The sequence below is a fragment of the Corynebacterium sp. genome (assembly GCF_030532715.1).
Lineage (GTDB): Bacteria > Actinomycetota > Actinomycetes > Mycobacteriales > Mycobacteriaceae > Corynebacterium.
This window is the reverse complement of sequence record NZ_JAUNKO010000003.1, coordinates 137,655-158,302: the sequence shown is the minus strand read 5'-3', so window position 1 is coordinate 158,302 and position 20,648 is coordinate 137,655. Positions and strand designations below refer to the sequence as shown.

General features: G+C 59.8%; 18 protein-coding genes. 5 read left to right on the top strand and 13 right to left on the bottom strand.

Translation table 11 applies throughout. From position 1 onward, the window contains the following. Positions 1 to 95 precede the first annotated feature (95 nt). The gene (locus Q4D83_RS05965; RefSeq protein ID WP_303173838.1) at positions 96 to 599 is read right to left on the bottom strand and encodes a hypothetical protein; all 504 of its coding nucleotides are present in this window, start codon (positions 597 to 599) and stop codon (positions 96 to 98) included. Positions 600 to 882: 283 nt separating this feature from the next. On the opposite strand from Q4D83_RS05965, the gene Q4D83_RS05960 reads away from it, so the two are divergent. The 3 genes from Q4D83_RS05960 (at position 883) to Q4D83_RS05950 (ending at position 3,441) form a co-directional block, all read left to right on the top strand. Continuing rightward, entirely contained in the window at positions 883 to 2,247 is a 1,365-nt protein-coding gene (locus Q4D83_RS05960) for an FAD-dependent oxidoreductase (protein WP_303173836.1), read from the top strand. A gap of 172 nt (positions 2,248 to 2,419) precedes the next feature. Beyond that, positions 2,420 to 2,902 carry a GNAT family N-acetyltransferase gene (locus Q4D83_RS05955; protein ID WP_303173834.1) on the top strand — a complete coding sequence of 161 codons (483 nt, stop codon included), beginning with the start codon at positions 2,420 to 2,422 and terminating at the stop codon, positions 2,900 to 2,902. Positions 2,903 to 2,940: 38 nt separating this feature from the next. Continuing rightward, on the top strand, positions 2,941 to 3,441 hold the full coding sequence (locus tag Q4D83_RS05950) for a phosphoribosyltransferase (protein ID WP_303173832.1): 501 nt from the start codon (positions 2,941 to 2,943) through the stop codon (positions 3,439 to 3,441). Here Q4D83_RS05950 and purT read toward each other — a convergent pair. Then, the gene (gene purT / locus Q4D83_RS05945) at positions 3,428 to 4,630 is read right to left on the bottom strand and encodes a formate-dependent phosphoribosylglycinamide formyltransferase (RefSeq protein WP_303173829.1); all 1,203 of its coding nucleotides are present in this window, start codon (positions 4,628 to 4,630) and stop codon (positions 3,428 to 3,430) included. The two genes, Q4D83_RS05950 and purT, sit on opposite strands and share 14 nt — an antisense overlap. Positions 4,631 to 4,728: 98 nt before the next feature. Continuing rightward, the gene (locus Q4D83_RS05940; protein WP_303173828.1) at positions 4,729 to 6,018 is read right to left on the bottom strand and encodes an adenylosuccinate synthase; all 1,290 of its coding nucleotides are present in this window, start codon (positions 6,016 to 6,018) and stop codon (positions 4,729 to 4,731) included. A gap of 71 nt (positions 6,019 to 6,089) precedes the next feature. Between Q4D83_RS05940 and Q4D83_RS05935 the strand changes: the two genes are divergently transcribed. Further along, positions 6,090 to 6,929: a hypothetical protein gene (locus Q4D83_RS05935; RefSeq protein ID WP_303173827.1), complete on the top strand. Its 840-nt coding sequence runs from the start codon at positions 6,090 to 6,092 to the stop codon at positions 6,927 to 6,929. Positions 6,930 to 6,953: 24 nt separating this feature from the next. Here Q4D83_RS05935 and Q4D83_RS05930 read toward each other — a convergent pair whose 3' ends face one another. From Q4D83_RS05930 to clpB, 9 genes are all read right to left on the bottom strand, one after another. Next, positions 6,954 to 8,120 (bottom strand): aromatic acid exporter family protein, encoded by a 1,167-nt coding sequence (locus Q4D83_RS05930; RefSeq protein ID WP_303173825.1) that lies wholly within the window; start codon positions 8,118 to 8,120, stop codon positions 6,954 to 6,956. Positions 8,121 to 8,259: 139 nt separating this feature from the next. Beyond that, positions 8,260 to 9,294, bottom strand: coding sequence for a class II fructose-bisphosphate aldolase (gene fbaA / locus Q4D83_RS05925; RefSeq protein WP_303173824.1), 1,035 nt, complete (start codon positions 9,292 to 9,294; stop codon positions 8,260 to 8,262). 111 nt (positions 9,295 to 9,405) lie between these two features. After that, positions 9,406 to 10,620 (bottom strand): glycoside hydrolase family 76 protein, encoded by a 1,215-nt coding sequence (locus Q4D83_RS05920; protein WP_303174153.1) that lies wholly within the window; start codon positions 10,618 to 10,620, stop codon positions 9,406 to 9,408. Between the two features lie 35 nt (positions 10,621 to 10,655). Next, the gene (locus Q4D83_RS05915; protein ID WP_303173821.1) at positions 10,656 to 11,318 is read right to left on the bottom strand and encodes a TrmH family RNA methyltransferase; all 663 of its coding nucleotides are present in this window, start codon (positions 11,316 to 11,318) and stop codon (positions 10,656 to 10,658) included. After that, positions 11,305 to 11,838, bottom strand: coding sequence for an orotate phosphoribosyltransferase (gene pyrE, locus Q4D83_RS05910; RefSeq protein ID WP_303173820.1), 534 nt, complete (start codon positions 11,836 to 11,838; stop codon positions 11,305 to 11,307). The genes Q4D83_RS05915 and pyrE overlap by 14 nt, the downstream gene beginning before the upstream one ends. Next, positions 11,831 to 12,856 (bottom strand): hypothetical protein, encoded by a 1,026-nt coding sequence (locus Q4D83_RS05905; protein ID WP_303173818.1) that lies wholly within the window; start codon positions 12,854 to 12,856, stop codon positions 11,831 to 11,833. The genes pyrE and Q4D83_RS05905 overlap by 8 nt, the downstream gene beginning before the upstream one ends. A 5-nt stretch (positions 12,857 to 12,861) precedes the next feature. Then, positions 12,862 to 13,425, bottom strand: a complete 564-nt coding sequence (locus Q4D83_RS05900; protein ID WP_303173817.1) for a lysoplasmalogenase family protein — start codon at positions 13,423 to 13,425, stop codon at positions 12,862 to 12,864. Between the two features lie 50 nt (positions 13,426 to 13,475). Then, positions 13,476 to 15,824, bottom strand: a complete 2,349-nt coding sequence (locus tag Q4D83_RS05895) for a NosD domain-containing protein (RefSeq protein WP_303173815.1) — start codon at positions 15,822 to 15,824, stop codon at positions 13,476 to 13,478. A gap of 259 nt (positions 15,825 to 16,083) precedes the next feature. Then, on the bottom strand, positions 16,084 to 18,606 hold the full coding sequence (gene clpB / locus Q4D83_RS05890) for an ATP-dependent chaperone ClpB (protein WP_303173814.1): 2,523 nt from the start codon (positions 18,604 to 18,606) through the stop codon (positions 16,084 to 16,086). 94 nt (positions 18,607 to 18,700) lie between these two features. Between clpB and Q4D83_RS05885 the strand changes: the two genes are divergently transcribed. Next, on the top strand, positions 18,701 to 19,822 hold the full coding sequence (locus Q4D83_RS05885) for an FAD-binding oxidoreductase (protein WP_303173812.1): 1,122 nt from the start codon (positions 18,701 to 18,703) through the stop codon (positions 19,820 to 19,822). A gap of 18 nt (positions 19,823 to 19,840) precedes the next feature. Here Q4D83_RS05885 and Q4D83_RS05880 read toward each other — a convergent pair whose 3' ends face one another. Then, positions 19,841 to 20,623 (bottom strand): carbon-nitrogen hydrolase family protein, encoded by a 783-nt coding sequence (locus tag Q4D83_RS05880; RefSeq protein WP_303173811.1) that lies wholly within the window; start codon positions 20,621 to 20,623, stop codon positions 19,841 to 19,843. Between the last annotated feature and the right edge of the window lie 25 nt (positions 20,624 to 20,648).

Genomic DNA, 20,648 nt, shown 5'->3' with positions numbered 1-20,648 from the left:
CTTGTTGGGCAAGTAAGAAATAAAATGCCCGCCTCACCAGAAGCGGCAAGACAGGCTGCGGGGCGTGCCCAATTGTGGCGGGGCTTCGCGCGAAATTACTCCGTAAAGCGCACCACCAAAACGAGCTGCTCAGGACTATAGGCGTACCCCATGCAATAGCGGGTGCTGGTTTGAGAAAACGCGTGAAACGCCTCGTCCTCCAAGAACTTCGAGGCCACGCTTTGGGCATTGAGCTGCGCACCCAAGTCGTAGACATAGGCGACTTCCTTTTGCCCCTCAAGCGGCTCCGTCGGAGCCCCCTGCAGAATCTCAGCCGCGCGAGCATTTGCGGCTGCCACATGCTCATACTCGTCGTCGACCATAAGGTTGCCAAAATTAGCTGGCATTTGGTTTCTGATGGCGGTGGCCATGGTGTTGGCCTCAGACAACGTCAAATTAATGTTCTGGATATTCTGCGGATTGGTGGCTTGTTCGCCGCCTACCGCCTGGCCATCCGGAGCGCCCGTGATCAGGGCGATCAACAAGCTCACAAGAAAGCCGAACGTCGAACCGTGCTGCCGCAAAAAATCCATCACGGGTTTCAACACCGAACGCGTCACCCTAGTACCTCCTCTACACAACCTTCAAAAGCGCTGATAGTGGACGTAACTGTGTTTCCCGCAATAATTCCCACTGATCAGCGCTAAGAGCCCAAGCTCACTCCTATCAGTAGGGTACCACCTACGCTACTTCGCTCAGTAAAATATGAGTGCTACATACCCCCGTTGTGCAGGGTTTCCCAATGGTGATCTTGACCTAACCTCGAGCAAAAGTCATCACCGGCAACAGCGTATGGTAGTGAAGAAGAACAAAACCTCGAACACCTCAAGGATGCCTACTGTTATGTCTCGACCGCTGCGTGTCGCCATTGTTGGGGCCGGCCCCGCCGGAATTTACGCCTCCGACCTGCTCATGAAGTCCGACACGGACTGCACCATCGACCTCTATGAGCGCATGCCAGCCCCCTTCGGCTTGATCCGTTACGGCGTGGCACCCGACCATCCACGCATCAAAGGCATTGTGAATTCTTTGTATAAGGTGCTGGACAAGCCAAACCTGCGCCTCTTGGGAAATATCGATGTTGGATCCGAAGTCACGGTCGATGAGCTGCGTGAATTCTACGACGCAATCATTTTCTCCACAGGCGCCACCGGCGACCGCGACCTCGATATCCCCGGCGCAGACCTTGAAGGTTCCCACGGTGCGGGCGAGTTCGTAGGTTTCTACGATGGCAACCCAGAGTTTGAGCGTTCCTGGAACTTGGACGCCAACAAGGTCGCCGTCGTGGGTGTGGGTAACGTGGCGCTGGATGTTGCGCGCATCCTCGCCAAAACGGGCGACGAACTGCACGTAACGGAAATCCCGGACAACGTGTACCACACGCTACAGAAAAACCGTGCGGAAGAAATCCACGTGTTCGGGCGCCGCGGGCCAGCGCAGGCGAAATTTACCCCCTTGGAGCTCAAAGAACTGGATCACTCGCCCACCATCGAGGTGATTGTGAACCCGGAGGATATTGATTACGACGAAGCCTCCGAGCAAGCCCGCCGCAATTCCAAGACCCAGGACCTCGTGTGCTCCATTTTGGAGCAATACGCGATGCGCGACCCGAAGGGCGCCCCGCACAAGCTGATTATTCACTTCTTCGAGTCCCCGGTTGAGATCCTCGGCGAGGACGGCAAGGTAGTGGGCCTGAAAACAGAACGCACCGAGTTGGACGGCACGGGCAATGTGCGCGGCACGGGCGAGTTCACCATTTGGCCGGTGGAGGCGGTATATCGCGCTGTAGGGTACCGTTCCGACGCCGTGACCGACGTGCCGTTCGATAGCGAGCGCGCCGTAATTCCCAATGATGGCGGACATGTGATCGACCCGGAAACCGGCGCTCCGGTGCCCGGGCTGTACACCACCGGTTGGATCAAGCGCGGCCCCGTGGGTTTGATTGGCAATACCAAGTCCGACGCGAAGGAAACCACGGATATTCTCCTGAACGATTGGGCGGCGGGCGCTCTTACCCCGGCACCGCAGCCGGACGCGGATGCCGTGATCGAGTTCTTAACCTCCAAGAACATCGCCTACACCACGTGGGAGGGCTGGCATAAGTTGGATGCCGCGGAGCGCGGCCTTGGCGAGGCCGAGGGCCGGGAACGCAAAAAGATTGTCGAATGGGACGACATGGTGGGTCACGCCCGCCACGATGCGAGTTAGATCCATCACACTCTGAGGCGTCGGCGGTACACGCTGCCGCCCCAGCACCCCATCTCAATACCCCCAGGGTGCCCCGTTTCGGTACTCCGGGGGTTTATTGGTGCCCGTTTTTCAGCTAGATTGGTTGGCGCAACCCCGCACGTCCCCGTCCTGAAGTGTATGTTGATTCGCCATGAACTATTACTTTGCTGTTTCCCACCTCACCCAACTGAGCGCGCTTGAGGTTCACAAGCTGTACAAGCTGCGCGTCGATGTGTTCGTCCATGAGCAGCGCACACCCTACGCGGAGATCGACGATATCGACGCCGCCCCCACCACCTTCCACATGCAGGCTTGGGATGCCCAAAAGCACCTGCTTGCCACGGCCCGCCTGTACCCGGAGGATAATCGCTGGCACTTGGGCCGCGTGTGCGTGGCGCAGCAATACCGGGGCACTGGGATTGGCGCGGACACCATGAAACAAACCTTGCGCTTGGCCTACGAGCAAGATTCCAGCTTGGACGTGTTTATTGAGGCCCAGGAGCAGCACCTCGGATTCTACGAGCAGCTTGGTTTCCACCGCGTCGGCGATACCTTCGATATGGATGGCGTGCCGCACGTTCCCATGGTGATGAAGGCCGGCGACGTCGCAAAACTGTTTGCAAGCCAACCCTGAGTGAATCGTGCACTTCCTTGCGGCAGTAAAGTTAGTGCATGGCATACCATGCAGACTCCATTGAACTCGCCGACAAGGAAGTGCTCACGTGGGAGCTTTTTGGCACCGCCTCCCGCGAACTCGCTGAACAGGTCGCACGCAGCGGTTTCCGCCCAGATATCATCATCGCTATCGCCCGCGGTGGGCTGATCCCAGCGGGCGCGTTATCCTATGCGTTGGGCGTGAAACTCAATGACACCATGAACGTCGAGTTTTATACCGACGTCCACGAAACCCTCCCCGATCCGATTCTGCTCGAACCTTTGCTCGATGAGAATTCCATCGCCGGGAAACGCCTCCTCGTGGTTGACGACGTTGCCGACTCCGGCCGCACCCTCGCACTAGCGCTCGAACTTCTCACTCGGCAGGGCGCCGAGGTGCGCAGCGCCTGCTTATATGCAAAGAGCCGCTCCGTGGCCACCCCCGACTTTGTGTGGAAACACACCGACGAGTGGATTGTGTTCCCCTGGTCGGATCAGCCGCCTGTCACCGCACACTGATCTCCGTGGCGGCTTGTTGCGCGCGCTCACGGGCAATGGTGGTGTTATCCGCCGTTGCCAGCGCCACGCCCATCCGGCGTTTGGTAAACGCCTCCGGCTTACCAAAGAGACGAACATCCGTTTCCTCGATCGCAAGCGCCGCGGCCAACCCGGAATACTCCACGTGTTGCTTATCCACGCCGCCGTAAATCACCGCGGAAGCCCCCGGCGACACGCAGGTCACGTCGATCGGTAGCCCCAATACTGCGCGGGCGTGAAGCTCGAATTCGGAGAGGCGCTGGCTCACCATGGTGACCATACCGGTGTCGTGCGGTCGCGGGGACACCTCGGAAAAGTACACGTCGTCGCCTGCAACGAAGAGTTCCACGCCAAACACCCCGCGCCCGCCGAGCGCGCCCGTGATCCGAGCCGCAACCGAACGCGCATTCGCCATGGCGATGGGGCTCATTTGCACCGGCTGCCAAGATTCCACGTAATCGCCGTCTTGTTGCACGTGCCCGATGGGTTCGCAGAACCAGGTGGCATCGTCGCCGGTGGATGGGTCGATGGAACGCACTGTAAGCAGCGTGATTTCATAATCAAAATTGACAAAACGTTCGATGATCACTCGGCCGCCAGCTACCCTGCCGCCGCTGCGCGCGTGCTCCCACGCCGGGTACATGTCCGCCTCGGAATGCACCACCGATTGCCCCTTGCCTGAGGAACTCATCACCGGCTTCACCACACAGGGAAACCCCATGTGCGCCACACCCTGCTGATATTCCTCGTACGTACCCGCGAACGCGTACGCAGATGTTGGAAGTCCAAGGCGTTCGGCGGCCAGCCTGCGAATTCCCTCCCGGTTCATGGTCAGCTGTGTTGCCCGCGCCGAGGGAATCACGGTCGTGCCCGCCGCCTCGATCTCCACGAGCGCGCCGGTAGCCAGCGCCTCAATCTCCGGCACAATGAAGTGCGGTTTGATGCGGGCGACCAGCTCATGGATCGCCACGGGGTCAGTCATGTCCAACGTGTAGTAATAGTGAGCTACCTGCTGCGCCGGCGCGTATTGGTACCGATCCGCCGCATGCACCTCCACCCCTAAGCGTTGGAAGGCGATCGCCACTTCCTTGCCAAGTTCGCCCGACCCAAGCAGCAACACGCGAGTCGCCGTCGGCGAAAGAGGGGTACCAATCTTTTCCGGCGTAAGCACGTCGAGGTTGCTCCTTTGATCAGTTCAAGGGCGATGGGCTATACGAAGTATAACTAACCATCAGTTTCCGTTCAGAGTCCTGCAATCAAACACTTGAACTAGGATTGCATCACGTCGTGCACCACGATCGTCTGATCGCGGCCCGGGCCGACCCCGATATAGGAAATGCGGCAGCCGGAAAGCTCCTCCAACCTACGCACGTAATCCTGCGCGCGCTGCGGCAATTCCTCGAAGCTGGTACAGCCGCTGATGTCTTCCTCCCACGCCGGCATAGTTTCGTAGATCGGCGTCGCATGGTGGAATTCGGATTGCGTCACTGGCATCTCGTCGTATCGCACGCCGTCCACCTCGTAGGCCACACAAATCGGAATTTCCCCAATGCCGGTGAGCACATCCAGCTTGGTCAAAAACAGGTCCGTAAAGCCGTTCACCCGCGACGCGTACCGAGCGATCACGGAGTCGTACCAGCCGCAGCGCCGCTTACGGCCGGTATTCACACCGAACTCACCGCCGGTGACCTGTAAATACTCCCCCCACTTATCAAAGAGCTCCGTGGGGAACGGCCCCGCGCCCACGCGCGTGGTGTAGGCCTTCACAATGCCCAGCGAACAGGTGATGCGGGTGGGGCCAACCCCGGACCCGACGCACGCCCCGCCGGCGGTGGGGTTGGATGAGGTCACGAAGGGGTAGGTGCCGTGGTCCACGTCCAGCATGGTGGCCTGGCCGCCCTCCATCAACACATGCTTTCCCGCATCCAACGCCTGGTTAAGCTCCAATTCGGATTCCACCATCATGGGGCGCAGCCGCTCAGCATAACTCAGGAAGTACTGCACAATTTCCTCCGCAATGATGGCTTTGCGGTTGTACATTTTCACCAGGATCTGGTTTTTCACATCCAGCGCGGATTCCACTTTTTGCCGCAGGATTGATTCATCAAAAATGTCCTGCACGCGGATTCCCACGCGGGAAACTTTATCGGCGTAGGTGGGCCCGATGCCGCGACCGGTGGTGCCAATGGCACGCTTGCCCAAGAATCGCTCCTGTACTCGATCGAGCACCTGATGGTACGGCGCAACTACGTGCGCATTTGCGGAAATCCTGAGACGGGAGGCGTGGCAGCCACGCGCCTCCAACCCATCAATTTCCGTGAACAGAGCTTCGAGATTAATCACTACACCGTTGCCCAACATCGGCACGGCGTTTTCTGAAAGGACGCCCGCAGGAAGCAGCTTCAGTTCGTACTTTTCACCGCCGACTACAACCGTGTGCCCCGCGTTGTTGCCGCCGTTGGGTTTGACCACATAGTCGACCTGCCCGCCGAGAATGTCCGTGGCCTTGCCTTTGCCTTCATCGCCCCATTGGGCACCGACGATTACGATTGCGGCCATTGAAAAGTCACTTCCTGTAGGAATATAAAGAAGACGGCTTCGTATTCTACTACGCGCTAAACTCTCATTCCATGCGCGTGCACGTCCTCGTTTGTGGCCCCTACCCAGGCACTGTCCCCAGTGGGCTGGCCGTTGATTACCTTCCGGAGCTTCCGAGCCGCCGCGACCTCGCGTTACTCAATGCCACCACGTCCGAACACCTACCGCAGGACCCTACGCCGTCGCTCGACGAAATCGCCCGCCAACCCGACGTCGCACATTTGGGCGAACCCCAGCGCGCCCCTCAATTCGAGTATCTTTCCGAACCGCTGCGCATCGTCGTAGTGGGTTCCGACGCCGCCTTTTCCGCCGTGCTCACCCGCCTTATGCGTATCGACGCCATCTGGGCGGACGTCGCCTTTATCCCCCAGCCCTCGTCCCCCACCGCCACGCACTGGAATATCGGCGATGACCCGTGGGAGCTCGCCCTCCACGGCAGCGTCCGCCCCCTGCCTTTGATTCGCGACGACGCGGGCGTCGCCGTCGCGGGGTCCGCCTCCGTGACCTCTTGGGACGGCACCGAACTCTATGGCGAAATCATTGTGGATTCCGACACCCTATGCGCCGGCCTCACCCAAGGCAGCCGCCGCAGGCATGGCGTCTACGGGGCAAAGCTGGTTCCCATGCTTACCGCCCCCGGTATCGCGGCCGTACCCTACACCACCAGCTTGGAACCCCGTACGGGCCGGCTCGGTTTGCGGGATCGCAGCCCGCGGGGCGTGGTGGATCCCAAGCAACTTGCCACCGGCCGCGCGCTCCAAGCCGGTGGCCGCAATCTGAAAGTGACCATCGACGGCATATCCCGCACCCGCCCCGTCGAGCACGTCACCTTTTACCGGCACCTCCGCGACCTGCAGGCGGTACGCCCGTAGCGCGCCGCGGATCGACCCAATCACTCACGCGCCGCGCCCGTTATCCCACACCTCTGGGGGCTGCGCAGGCGTTTCCGACGTAGGCTTCAGCACTGCTGCCGCGCTCCGCCGGGATAGCCCACAGATTTGCAAAAGGTCCACGATGAGGGATCGAGATTGCGCCAAAATAACGTGCGCGGACAGCACCCGACCCGTTGCGACGTCCATCCCTACCTTGCCACCGAGAATTCGCAGCCGTCGTACCAATTCAGGCAGTTCGGTATTTTCGGTGAGGCTACCGGTGCCGCTAAAAAGTTCGTACAACCGCCGGGTAATCGCGCCAAGTTCAGCGATGACTTCGATTTGCTCGTCCGAAACGGTATCGCCATCTTCGGCGAGGATGAGTGCACGCCGAGCGAGCACTCGCGTGTTCCGAATGGCATTATCCACCGGATTCAAAATCCGAATAAGCGAGCGAACGCGGCGGCGTTGGTGCCACAGGAGCGGCGAGACGTCGATACTCTCTTTGCCCGCCTTAGCCGCGGCGATCATCGCATTAATTCCTTCTTGCGTGCCGCGGGCACTAGCAAGGGCGGCAGAGATCACGATGGTGTCATTAGTACGTAAAGCAGCGGCGACATCATCGAGCACGCGTGCGGTAATACCCAGGATTTTGGCGATCTCGCGTCGTCCGCTACGAAGTGGGGACTCCGGCACAAGGCCCATCACAATCAGGCCAACCACGCCGCCAACAAACGCGTCGATCATGCGATCGGTTCCACCGGTAGAGCCGGGCGGCAGGATCGTAGCAATCAGTATCGAAGCGAACGCCGCTTGGTTGGCCACGAGCACGCCTTTATCCAAAAATGTACCAAGCGCGATGGCAACGATCACCGCCACGGAGATCTGCCACACGCCGGAACCAACGAGGTGGATCATCAGGTCCCCAAGGCCAACCCCGAGGCTTACCCCAGCGACAAGTTCAAGGGAGCGGCGAAACCTCTCCCCACCGGTAGTGGACAACACAATCACGGTGGCCATGGGCGCGAAGAAGGGTTGCGGGTGCCCCACCACGTGCAACGCCACCCAATACGACAACCCAGCGGCTAGCCCCACCTGAAGGATGTACAACCGGGAAGCATGCAGCCGCGCCCACCCCGCGGCGATGCGGGCCGCCGCAGCATGAGTCACACGCGAGGTAGCAGGTGCCATAAGATTCCGCGCTTCCTTCCGAACGTAACACTGGTGGAACGTGGGTGATGTGCACTCCATGGTAGCCGCCCCGGACAGCACAAACCCGCCGCCGGCGCTCTACTTTCAAGCACCGGCGGCGGGAATCGAGCCGAAAATGTTACTTGCTCAGGGTGGTTCCCACGGAGTGGAGGTCCTGGCACGCCTCAACAATGCGGTCGGCCATGCCCTGCTCAGCCTTCTTCATGTACGAGCGAGGATCGTAGACCTTCTTGTTGCCCACTTCGCCGTCGATCTTCAGCACGCCGTCGTAGTTGGTGAACATGTGACCAACGATCGGGCGGGTAAACGCGTACTGGGTGTCCGTGTCCACGTTCATCTTGATGACGCCGTAGCGCAACGCCTCTTCGATCTTCTCCTTCTCGGAGCCGGAACCGCCGTGGAACACAAAGTCGAACGGCAGGGCGTCGTCGGCCAGACCCAGCTTCTTGATCGCAACCTTCTGGCCCATGTCCAGCACCTCAGGGCGCAACTTCACGTTGCCCGGCTTGTACACGCCGTGCACGTTGCCAAAGGTGGCGGCAAGCAGGTAGCGGCCGTGTTCGCCGGTACCCAGGGCGTCGATAGTCTTGGCAAAGTCTTCCTCGGTGGTATACAGGTTGGCGCCTGCCTTCGCCTCAACACCGTCTTCTTCGCCGCCGACAACGCCGATCTCTACTTCGAGGATGATGTGCGCCGCGCGGGCCTTCGCCAGCAGCTCTTGGGCGATCTCCAAGTTTTCGTCGATCGGCACGGCGGAACCGTCCCACATGTGAGACTGGAACAACGGCAGCTCGCCGCGATCCACACGCTCCTGCGAAATCGCAAGCAGCGGGCGAACATACTCATCGAGCACTTCCTTCTGGCAGTGGTCGGTGTGCAGCGCAACGTTAATGTTGTAGTGCTTAGCGGCCTCGTGCGTAAATGCTGCAAGGGCGGCAGCACCCGCAACTTTGTTCTTCACGGACAGGCCGGAACCGAACTCCGCACCACCGGTGGAGAACTGGATGATGCCGTCAGACTCCGCCTCGGCGAAACCGCGGAGCGCGGCGTTAATGGTTTCAGAGGAGGTGCAGTTGATGGCTGGGAACGCGAACCCGCCCTTCTTGGCGCGATCCAGCATCTCGTTGTAAACCTCAGGCGTTGCAATAGGCATATATGTTCCTCCAAGTAGATGGGTTCTTCTGGTTTCGATTATGCCCCGCCCCAGCGCATCAGGTGAGGCCCTTGAAACACTTTTTTGGTTTCGGCTACCGAATTTGTCTGATTAACGTGGGGTTATTTCCGAATCCCCATCGAAAGTGACATTGGACACCTTCGCGGCGGCCTCCATCAGCATCCACCCGGACAATTGCACCGACAGGTCGCGCTCGGGCACTTGCGAGCTGGTCACAGCCCCAGCGATCGAGGAACCCACCGCCCCAGTATTGCGTGGCAGCTTCGCATCCGCCGTCCAATCCGCCGCGAAAACCGGAAGCCCGTCCACTTCCAATCGGTGATTCCACACGCTCTGAGCGGAAGCAATCACAAGCCGGGCGGCCAATTTCTTAGTCGCGCGATTGAGCTTGGTGTCCCCCGGCAACCGCACCGCAACCTCAGCCAAGTACCGAACAAGGATTCCTTTAAACAAACCACCGTCGCCGCCGCCGGTCTCCCAATCAATCACACCCGCAGGTGTTGCCATTTCGCTGGCCACCGCCTGCACCAACTCCCGCAGGCGAATAATGTACGTCATTGACGGCGAAGCCTGCTCCGCCCCCGCGAGGGAAGCAAAGTCCGCGGCGGACTCCACGCCGGATTCCTCCCGCAGCTTGTCGGCGATTTCCAAGCAGGCGCCGATCATCACACCCTGACAGTACGGGTGAATATCTTTCACCACCTCGGGGCCGTGCATGCGCAGCCGCACACCGTCCATGACCAACCCGCGGTCGTTGATTAGGTTGTCAAACACCCAATCGGTAAGTTCCTTCGCCTGCGCGACCTCCCCGATGCGCGCCATCATAATCGCCGCCGGCCCGTTCGTGGGCACGTTATAGAAGGTTTCGTGGGTGCGCCACGGCAGCACCCCAGTGAGCGAATCAATACCGGACATAATGTCCGCTTCCAGCGTTTTTAGCCCCTTGTGAAACCGCTGGCGGCGCAGCAACCCCGCGCGGTGCGCGGCGAGCGCCAACCACGCCTTATCGTCGTAATACCTGTTGTGCTTCCACCCGCGAAGGTTTCGGATACGAATGCCGCGCTGCGTATCTTTAATCCGCTGCTGCCGCAACCGCGTGTTCCGCCGGTGCGCCGCATCCACCAGGCAATCCAAATAATGCGCCTGCCACCAATAGTGCCAGTGCTGGAACAGGTTATCGCGCGTGGTGGGCGGCCAGCACACTACGCAGAGATTCGTACTGGGAATACCCCACAGCCGGCGCGCGTGCCTATCGTTGATCGCAGCCTCAGCAAGGTCCGCGCGATGCGCCCATTTTTCTTCCACCACCGTGTGTGAGCCTTTCTTCGAATCGGATTGCGCTACCAGGCACAGGACAAATCCGCGTGTTGGCGAATCCACGCGTGCATGGCGATGCCTGCCGCCACACCAGCATTGATCGACCGCGTAGAACCAAACTGGGCAATAGAACACGTCATCAACGAGCCCTCCCGCGCAGCCGCAGTCACCCCGGGACCTTCCTGCCCAAACAGCAACATGCATTGCTGAGGCAATTCCGCAGTTTCCAGCGGCACTGAACCCGGAGTGTTATCAATGCTCACCACTGTCAGCCCGTGTGCTATCGTCCATGTTAACAGGGAATTCACGTCCGGATGGTGGAGCAAATGCTGATACCGGTCCGTCACCATCGCACCTCTGCGGTTCCACCGCCGCCGCCCAACAATGTGCACGGTGTCTACTGCGAAGGCGTTGGCCGTGCGCACCACTGTGCCAATGTTCGCATCGTGCTCGAAGTTTTCAATGGCGATGTGCAAGCTGTGGCGCCGCGCATCAATATCCGCGACGATGGCTTCCCGCGTCCAATACCGGTACGCGTCGACCACGTTTCGACGATCACCTTCCGCAAGCAACTCGGCGTCGAAACGCGCATCCGTGGGCACCGGCACACCCGGGTGTTCGACCTCCCAGGGGCCCACGCCCACGCTCGTCCCCCACTCGGTAGGGCCAGGCTTATCCAAGGTCAAGGTCCTCCAAGCCCAGCAAGTAGCGGTACTCCAAACCCTCCGCCGCAATCACATCGCCGGCACCCGTCGAGCGGTCCACCACCGTAGCCACACCCACCACGTCCGCGCCAATGTCCCGCAGCGCCGCCACCGCAGTCAGGGGAGAATTACCCGTGGTAGTCGTATCCTCCACCACCAGTACCTTCTTACCCACCACGTCGGGGCCTTCGATACGGCGTTGCATGCCGTGCTTCTTGGTATCTTTGCGCACCACAAACGCGTCCACGGGGCGGCCGGGAGCGTGCATGATCGCCGTAGCCACTGGGTCCGCACCCAAGGTCAACCCGCCTACCGCGACGTACTCCCAATCAGCCGTGAGCTCCCGCAACAACTCCCCAATAAGTTTCGACGCCCGGTGGTGCAACGTCGCCCGCCGCAAATCAACGTAATAGTCCGCCTCCGCCCCCGAAGACAAAATCACGCTCCCATGAACCACCGAAAGCCGCTTCACCAAATCGGCAAGCTCCTGCCGCTTATCCATTCTTGTGTTCTCCTTTGTGTTTCCCGTCTACTGTAATGCCCAACTCGTCCGAAAGATCGTCAAAAATGCTCGACCCGCGGGAAAGATCACGCGCCACCTTCGGCGAAATCAAATCCTCATCCGCTGGACGATAGCCCCGGTCCCCGATCCCCTCCACCGCATCGCCGCCAACCATGTGCGCGGGGATCTCACCGCGGGACTGCGCCACCGAACGCGACGGCAACTCCACGTGCCGGCGCGGCGTCTTCGGCTCAAACCTCGGCTGCCGCTCCGGCTCCGGTTCCGGCTCTGGTTCTTGCACGAGTACTAGCTCCGGCTGGTGCGCGGCGTCCTCGGGCGTCTCCCCGCCATCGTCTGCCGCGGCCTCCGCAACCCGCAACGGGGTCGGCAACGGCCTCGTCGCATCGCCTTGTTCCAGCTCCAGCGGAATGGTTTGCGCAGGTGGGAGGGCGCGAGCGGCGTCGGAAAGCAACGTCAATGGTTCCAGCGACGCCAACTCATCGGCAACGCGCGCGACCACCCACTCCCCCTCAATCCACACGTGGTCCGCAGCCTCCAATGCCTCCAGCGCGGCATCCACCCGCTCATCCACAAAACGCTCCGCCGCGCCCGGGTCATTCGACACCACGGCAAAACCGGAGGTGTACAACACGCGGTCAAGCTCGCTATGTATCGCATCCAACGCGTTCGCGCGGATCGCCTGAACCATCACGTCCGAAGTTCCGCCTCGACGAATCCCCACAAACGTATCCTCCCCAAGATCCGCAATAGAAAAATCCACGCCGCGGGCAGTACCCGAAACCACGTCGTGCGCCACCCCCTGGCGCTGACCGTGCGCAAACTTCCATTCCCGAAACAGCGGCTGGTTTTTCCGGGCGTACGAATAACCTTGGGATTTCGCCCACTGTTTCCGATCACTGTTCGAACCTACGGGCTGCCGCGCATCCCAATACCAAAACGCGCCACCGCAGGCGCCGAGGAGGACGCCCGCACAAATGACCAGAAAACCATACATCACCCGTGTTAGTTTACCTGGCGGTTAGCCAAATCATCAGCAGCGAAAAGCAACAATTGTGCACTCCCGTATGTTGCTGTCACAGCAGCATCAAGTAGCGGATGATCTAAACGCTTGTTCGCGAGGATGAGGGCGTCGGAGACAATAAACAACGGACCGCCCCAGGAATGAGAAACGCTGGCATAGGTGGCCAGCACCGCGCCGTAGGCAATGAGCTTGGGATCCCGAATAATAGGGATGGCCGCCAACCACGCTCCGGCATACAGCCAGGGGCATTGCGGGCGCGCGCCGCGCCGAAGCTGCCGCAGCGTCATGGCCACGTGCCCGAGGGCGAACCAAGCCGCACCATGCGACAACTTCCGGTTGGCGCGCAGCAACACAAGGTCGCCCATTGCGTGGCCGATGCCGCCGACAACCATGAGCGGGTCTCGGTAATCAATCAGCGGCGGCACGATGAGCATCTTGCTCACTCGCTGCAATGTTCTACGCTTGGTGAGCTTGCCTACCAGCGTTGCCGCGGAGGCTCCAGCTGAAACAAACCGCAACGGCGTGCGAAAATCAGACGGCTTCATACCGCCGTAGACTAGCGTGTTCGATGCCGATTGCGCACGCCCCCGAGTTCCTAGGGGTCTATTTTTTGCTCCCCTACGGTGTCGTTTTCAAAGTTAATCTTCGCGGCGCCGATCTCTGGCAATTCACCCGTGTGTGTTTTCAGCAACTCCGAAACACCCGCCCCAACAATCGTGTTGTCCGCGAGCGACACGCCGTTGATGTCGCCAACGATACGTTCATTACCTACCTGCCCGCCGGTCACCTCTGCACCCACATACACCAGTGGGGTTGCCGGGTTGCGCGGCGTAAACACGTTATCTTTCACAGTAACGTTGTTCAGCGGGCCGCGACCGCCCCCGTAGGTGACTTTCGATTGGTCCACCGGGCTTTCGATGGTGCCGTTCGACATATAAGAATGCAGATTCGTGGGCGCACCGTTGAGATTGGATTCCGTGGAACGGCCATCCCAGATCGATTCGATACCAATGACCGCGCGACGAGCACCACCATCAATCGTGTTGTTCACAAATGAGTTGTCATCCGAGTCGGTGCCAACATACAACAACCAGCTGGGCTGCTGCTCGCCAACCACGGTGACGGAATTGCCGCGAAAAGTATTGGCGTCACTGTCTTGGTACGCCTGCAATAATCCTTGGCCGTGTGACACCTCCGTAAACACGGTGTTGTTAAGCACCTGATTCCGGTTGGAGTTATACGCGATGTGCACGCTGGAAGAATAGCTATTGCTGAGCTCGTTGTGCTCCACAACGTTATCGTTGCAATTATTCTGCATCGAAATATTACGGGTGTTCGCGGTTACCTGATTATCCCGAATCTCACTGTTGGACACTCCAGAGAAGCTAATCCCGTAATACCCACCATGAATATAGTTGCCAACGATAGAAATGTTGCTGTTTTTGTAACGGTTTGGGCTCACAGTGCCATCGGTAACATACCGATCCCAAATCGGGCTGGCGCTATCTTTGAACCGATCATCCGGATCATTGCGCTCCGAGTTCACCGAAATGGATATGACCTGGCCCTTGGTCTCCTTCTCCCCGACGATATTTTCAATGCGGTTCTTTTCTACCCGGATGTTTTCTAACGGGCCGCCGTCCGCGGCCAGCTCGATACCCCGGTAACTCAACCCCTTCATGGTGATGCCGATAATCGCAATATCAGTAACAGCAACCGCGGCAATACCCCTCGTAAACTTCGAATCGCTGAGATCTAGGGTGAAGTCTTTCAACGTGGTGCCACTCGCCCCACGGACAAACTCAAACGTACTCGTAGGGTTATCTTGATCCGCGCCAGTATTCACGTCGATGCTCGCACCCTTGCCGTCCAAATACTTCACCTGTTTCGGCACGGATACCCGCCGGGTAATCACGTATTGCTGTGTCGGGCTCAAGCTCACACCAATCCCACGATCCCCGGCAACGCTCAACGCATGTTGGATCACCTCAGTAGCATCATCGGAAAATTCAAACGCTAACAACGAAACTTCGTTTTCGAACTTAGTTCCATAAATCGCGTTGCCAATTTGGATTTCTAAGTCCGCCCCCTTGTCCTTATTTAAATCTCGCACAAAACGGGCTTCCGAATGCCCATCCGTCACAATAAACTCACGCGCGGTGATGTTCGCCCGGCGCGCTTCCGCAATCGACGCCACCGTTCGAACCTCCTGCTCATCTGGAGTTTCGGATTCCGAAGTCTTGGAAGTTTCCTCCGTGCTCGTCGATTCCTCGGCGCTGGTGGATTCTTCCGTACTCGTAGATTCTTCCGCGCTTTCGGAACCATCCGCATCATCAAGGGGTTCCGGGTCGGGGTCGCGGCCACGATCACCCCGCACGCTCGGGATGCTGGCATTCTCGCCGGCGTTCTCTCCAATACTCCCGCTGGTTCCGCCCCCACCACCGCTGGTTCCACCGCCCCCGCCGCTCGTTCCACCACCGCCGTTACCAGGCTGCGGCTGCACCGGAGCTGCCGGAGGGGCCGAATATTGCGGTTGGGTTGGTGCCGGCACGACTGGGTTGTTGTTTTGTACCGGCGGCGGCGTGGGTTGGGCAGGAGGAACTTCGGGTTGCGGTGCAGTTTCGGGTTGTTGGGGCGTGATGGGCTCGGCGGGCGCAGGTGCGGGAACTACCTCCTGCTGTTGTTGTTGGGGTTGTTGCTCCTGCGGTTGTTCCACGGCGGCCACCGGCACGGGGAAGTTATGCGGCCTTGCAACCTCATCTCCCGAGATTTTTGGGGCTTCGGGCAGCTCGCTTTCCTCAAAATGCGGTTCACTGCGGCGGTGCAACGCTGGGCTGTCCGGCACCGCTACGGCCGGCTGCGCTTCGACGCGTTCCGGCACTTGTGCTGAGGGGGTCGTTTCCTGGCGGTCATCCTGCGATTGCTGGACGGGTTTGTGATTCACTGTGGATTCTTCACAACCGGTAAGGAAGAGACATGCGAGGACTGCAGCGGCCGTTCCCTTCTGAACTCGGGATGTGGGTCGCATCTCTAGGCTCCAATCGGTTTCATCAACTTCGTTGGGCACAAGAATGTGTTAGCAAACTTGCATCCGCCGATGTTAGCAGCATGAAACCGCCTTAAGCAGTGACGAAAACCACCCACCCCCGAATGTGGAGTGGGTGGAAACGCCAGGTCAGAAGCGGCGTCGAAAAGCGATTCGCTTAACTTCCGGTGATGTCGAGCCTGTCGCCAGCGTCAGACACGCGCACGTGGACGGTATCCCCGTCGCGGATATCACCAGCCAGAAGCTTCTTCGCTAACGCGTCGCCGATGGCCTGCTGAATCAACCGGCGCAACGGGCGGGCACCATAGGCGGGGTCGTACCCACGTTCGGCCAACCACGTGCGGGAGCCTTCATCGAGGTCCAGCGTCAGGCGCCGGGCCGCGAGCCGAGCCGCGAGCTGCGCCACCTGGATTTCGACGATGCTGGTGAGCTGCTCCTGGCTGAGCGGCTCGAACATCACGACGTCGTCAAGGCGGTTAATAAACTCCGGCTTGAACGCATGTTTAACAGCTTCCATCATCTGCTCCGGCGTCCCGCCCGCACCCAGGTTCGAAGTTAGGATAAGGATGGTATTCCGGAAATCCACCGTACGACCCTGGCCGTCGGTGAGACGTCCCTCGTCAAGGACTTGCAGCAACACGTCGAACACATCGGGGTGCGCCTTCTCCACCTCGTCGAACAACACCACGGAGTAGGGGCGTCGACGCACGGCTTCGGTGAGCTGGCCGCCGGCGTCGTAACCCACATAGCCGGGGGGCGCGCCAACCAAACGTGCCACCGAATGCTTCTCCCCATATTCCGACATGTCGATGCGAACAATCGCGCGATCATCGTCGAAGAGGAACCCTGCAAGTGCCTTCGCCAATTCCGTCTTGCCCACACCGGTGGGGCCAAGGAACAGGAACGAACCCATCGGCCGGTTCGGGTCGGCAACGCCTGCCCGGGAACGACGCACCGCGTCGGACACCGCCTGCACGGCGTCGAGCTGCCCCACCACGCGGGTGCCGAGCTCGGCCTCCATAGCCAGCAGTTTCTCCGTCTCGCCCTGCATCATTTTGCCGGCAGGAATACCGGTCCACGCGGAAACAACCTCGGCGATGGTGTCGGGGGTGACTTCCTCGTCCAACAGCGTGGTGTCCACCGTAGTTTCGGCGAGCTGCTTTTCCAGCTCGGGGATGCGCCCATACCGGAGCTCGGCAACGCGGCCATAATCGCCATCGCGTTCGGCGATTTCCGATTCCTGCCGCAGCTTCTCCAACTCCTCCTTCACCTCCCGCAACGTGTCCAACGCGCGCTTCTCGTTCGTCCACGTCGCAGTGAGCGAACCGAGCTTCTCACGCTCGTCGGCGAGTTCCCTGCGGAGCACCTCAAGGCGGTCTTTCGACGCCGCGTCCGTCTCCTTCGCCAGCGCCATTTCCTCGATCTCCAACCGCCGTACCGAGCGCTCCAGCTCGTCAATCTCCTGCGGGGAGGAGTCGATTTCCATGCGCAACCGGGAAGCAGCCTCATCGACGAGGTCGATGGCCTTGTCCGGCAGGAAACGCGACGTAATATACCGATCCGACAATGCAGCAGCGGCGACCAACGCGGAGTCTTGGATGCGCACGCCATGGTGCACCTCGTAGCGTTCCTTCAACCCGCGCAAAATACCAATCGCGTCCTCCACCGAAGGTTCACCCACGTACACCTGCTGGAATCGGCGCTCGAGTGCCGCGTCCTTTTCAATGTACTTCCGGTACTCCTCAAGGGTGGTGGCACCCACCAGGCGAAGTTCGCCGCGCGCCAGCATCGGCTTAATCATATTGCCGGCATCCATCGCCGATTCGCCGGTGGCACCGGCGCCGACGATGGTGTGCAGCTCATCAATAAAGGTGATGATCTCGCCGTTGGAATCCTTGATCTCGTCCAGCACCGCCTTGAGCCGCTCTTCGAACTCGCCACGATACTTCGCACCGGCAACCATGGAACCCAAATCCAAGCTAATCAGCGTTTTGCCCTTGAGCGATTCGGGCACATCGCCGGCGACAATGCGCCGCGCCAAGCCTTCCACGATCGCGGTTTTACCCACGCCAGGTTCACCGATCAGCACCGGGTTGTTCTTCGTGCGGCGAGACAGCACCTGCACCACACGGCGAATTTCCGAATCCCGGCCGATTACCGGGTCAATCTTGCCCTCGCGGGCGCGCTTGGTCAGATCCGTGGAGTACTTTTCCAGCGCCTGGAACTGCCCTTCCGGATCTTCTGTGGTGACCTTTTTATTCCCGCGCACGCTTGGGAAGGCTGCGCGAATGTCGTCGTAGGACGGCAACAACTTCGCCGTTTCATCGCTGCCGTGTGCGATTCCAGCGACAATCACCTCGGTAGATAAGAACGTATCTCCGAGTTCCGAAGCTAGGTCGCGCGCAATTCCAAGGGCGGCAACCATGTCTCGGTTGAAATTCGGGCTCGCCATATTCGCCCCGGCGGCGCGCGGAAATGAATCGACTTGGGCTCGAGCACCAGCTCGAATGGCGTCAACATCACCACCGGCGGCCTGCAGCACCGGAATGGCGATGCTATCCGGCTGCTCCAAAATCGCGGCCAACACGTGTGCTGGCCGAATGTCCGGGTTACCCAACGCTGAAGCGCGTTGCACAGCGACCTGTAAGGCCTCCTGTGTCTTACTCGTGTAATTACTCATATGTTCTTTCTCCTCGTCGTACTTGCGTCTACTACACTCAACCTATCAGAAAATTATTTATTCCAGTTGAGTCGTTCGCACTCAACCTGCAAATATGAGGCAAAATATAGGCGTGATCATCGACTGCCTTCGCGCCAATGCAGAAGAGTTCCGGAAACGAACCCAAGAACTCTTTACAAGAGCACGCCCAGAAACGTTGCTACTGTTCCCTACACCTGCGCATAGTTCACTCGTTGACGCCGTTTGTTACCTGATTCAGCGCGCCCCGTTTGACGACAAAACGGTGGCCGTCCTTCGGCAACTCGCCGCCGAGCACCTCCGTTTCGGTGCGCGGCCCGAGCACTACGAAATCTTTGCGCAGGCCATGTGTCGCGCCCTGCAATCCATAGCGCGCGACACTGTTCCCCCTGAAGAAATCATTGAAACGGAGGTGATTTTAGTCAAGGCCGCCGAAATAATGGCAATTGCCGCCCGCGAAGCCGAAGCGGGCGGTGAACGAATTACTTATAACGGCCGCGTTGTTGCTACCCAGCAGCGCAGCCGGGATATTTATGTAGTGCGCTTAGAGGCGGAGCCTATTCCGTTTACGGCGGGGCAATATTTACCTGTCTCCATGCCGTTACTCCAGGGGCATTGGCGGTACCTTTCCCCCGCACTACCCCCAAATAGGTATGGCCACATGGAATTTCATGTGCGCGCCACCGATGAGTGCTCGCGCACACTAGCGAAAGCCAGAATCGGCGACGAATGGATGTTTGGCACTCCACTCGGCCAGATGCACGTGGATTACCAGCGCGACATCCTGATGATTGCGCACACGACGGGCCTCGCACCGATGCGCGCCATGCTCCTCGAACTCGCCGCCCGGCAGGGGCAACCCCGCGTGCACCTCTTCTTCGGCGCCGAGTACCCCGGAGAACTCTACGACCTGCTGGACCTTTGGAACATCGCCGGCACCGCCCCTTGGTTGTCCGTTATTCCCGTCTCCACGCACCCCACCGATAGTTGGTTTGTGGGCGCGACGAAGTTTTCGCAACCCCCGCGCGGCCTCCACTTGCGGCAAACCGGGAAGCTCGGCGAGGTGGTAACTTCCTACGGCACCTGGGATGATCGAGACATCCTGATCGCCGGCCCGCCGAAGGAAGTCCAAGCAATCAAGGAATCCATGATCAAGGCCGGAACTCCGGAATCGATCATCCAGCACGACCCGCTCTAGCCCGCCACTCGCTGTGGTTTACAGCACTGGAATGACTCCGCGTACCCGCTCCACATGTTCGAGGTCGACGTCCGCGTAGATGATTTCCTCCTCTTCGCCGGCTTCCACAATCCGCACCCCGGTGGGCCCGATGATTGCAGAATGCCCCACCCCTACCGGTGCGTCGCCAGGGTCGTTCCCCACGGGCGCCGCCTGATCGCACGCCACCACAAACGCGGTGGAATCCAACGCGCGTGCCACAGTGAGCAATTGCCATTGCGCGATTTTGCCCTCCCCACCAGACCAGGACGCAGGCAGCACGATCACTTCCGCCCCGGCGCGGGCAAGGTCCTGAAACTGGCTTGGAAAGCGCACATCAAAGCACACCGCCACCCCCACCGTGGCCCCGCCAAGCGGGAACGTCACCAGCTCGTCGCCGGGTTTGACGGTATCGGACTCCCGAAAGCCAAACGCGTCATATGTGTGCATTTTGCGGTACCCGCGGTGCAGCCCCGGCCCCGTGATGAGTGCCGTGTTGTAGATCCGCCGCTTACCGTTGTGCTCGTCCGCCGGGGTGAACATTCCCAACACGATGACCACGCCGAGTGATTCCGCAAGTTGCTGCACACGGGTGGCAAACGGGCCGTCGAGAGGCTCCGCGGCGTGGTCGAGCCTTCCGGTGCCAAAGGCCTTCATCGTGGCTTCGGGGAAAACTACCAGCTCAGCGCCACCTTCGGCCGCCTGCCGAGCCCACCGCTCAACCTGAGCCAAATTTTCCACTGTATCGGATCCGCTTCGAAGTTGCACTGCCGCGATTCGCATACCCACACTGTATGTGGAATTTGTA

Coding starts and splice junctions, on each gene's coding strand:
- Q4D83_RS05960 (WP_303173836.1), top strand. CDS start 883: ATGTCTCGACCGCTGCGTGTCGCCATTGTTGGGGCCGGCCCCGCCGGA.
- Q4D83_RS05955 (WP_303173834.1), top strand. CDS start 2,420: ATGAACTATTACTTTGCTGTTTCCCACCTCACCCAACTGAGCGCGCTT.
- Q4D83_RS05950 (WP_303173832.1), top strand. CDS start 2,941: ATGGCATACCATGCAGACTCCATTGAACTCGCCGACAAGGAAGTGCTC.
- Q4D83_RS05940 (WP_303173828.1), bottom strand. CDS start 6,018: ATGGCCGCAATCGTAATCGTCGGTGCCCAATGGGGCGATGAAGGCAAA.
- Q4D83_RS05935 (WP_303173827.1), top strand. CDS start 6,090: ATGCGCGTGCACGTCCTCGTTTGTGGCCCCTACCCAGGCACTGTCCCC.
- Q4D83_RS05930 (WP_303173825.1), bottom strand. CDS start 8,120: ATGGCACCTGCTACCTCGCGTGTGACTCATGCTGCGGCGGCCCGCATC.
- fbaA (WP_303173824.1), bottom strand. CDS start 9,294: ATGCCTATTGCAACGCCTGAGGTTTACAACGAGATGCTGGATCGCGCC.
- pyrE (WP_303173820.1), bottom strand. CDS start 11,838: ATGGATAAGCGGCAGGAGCTTGCCGATTTGGTGAAGCGGCTTTCGGTG.
- Q4D83_RS05900 (WP_303173817.1), bottom strand. CDS start 13,425: ATGAAGCCGTCTGATTTTCGCACGCCGTTGCGGTTTGTTTCAGCTGGA.
- clpB (WP_303173814.1), bottom strand. CDS start 18,606: ATGAGTAATTACACGAGTAAGACACAGGAGGCCTTACAGGTCGCTGTG.
- Q4D83_RS05885 (WP_303173812.1), top strand. CDS start 18,701: ATGAGGCAAAATATAGGCGTGATCATCGACTGCCTTCGCGCCAATGCA.
- Q4D83_RS05880 (WP_303173811.1), bottom strand. CDS start 20,623: ATGCGAATCGCGGCAGTGCAACTTCGAAGCGGATCCGATACAGTGGAA.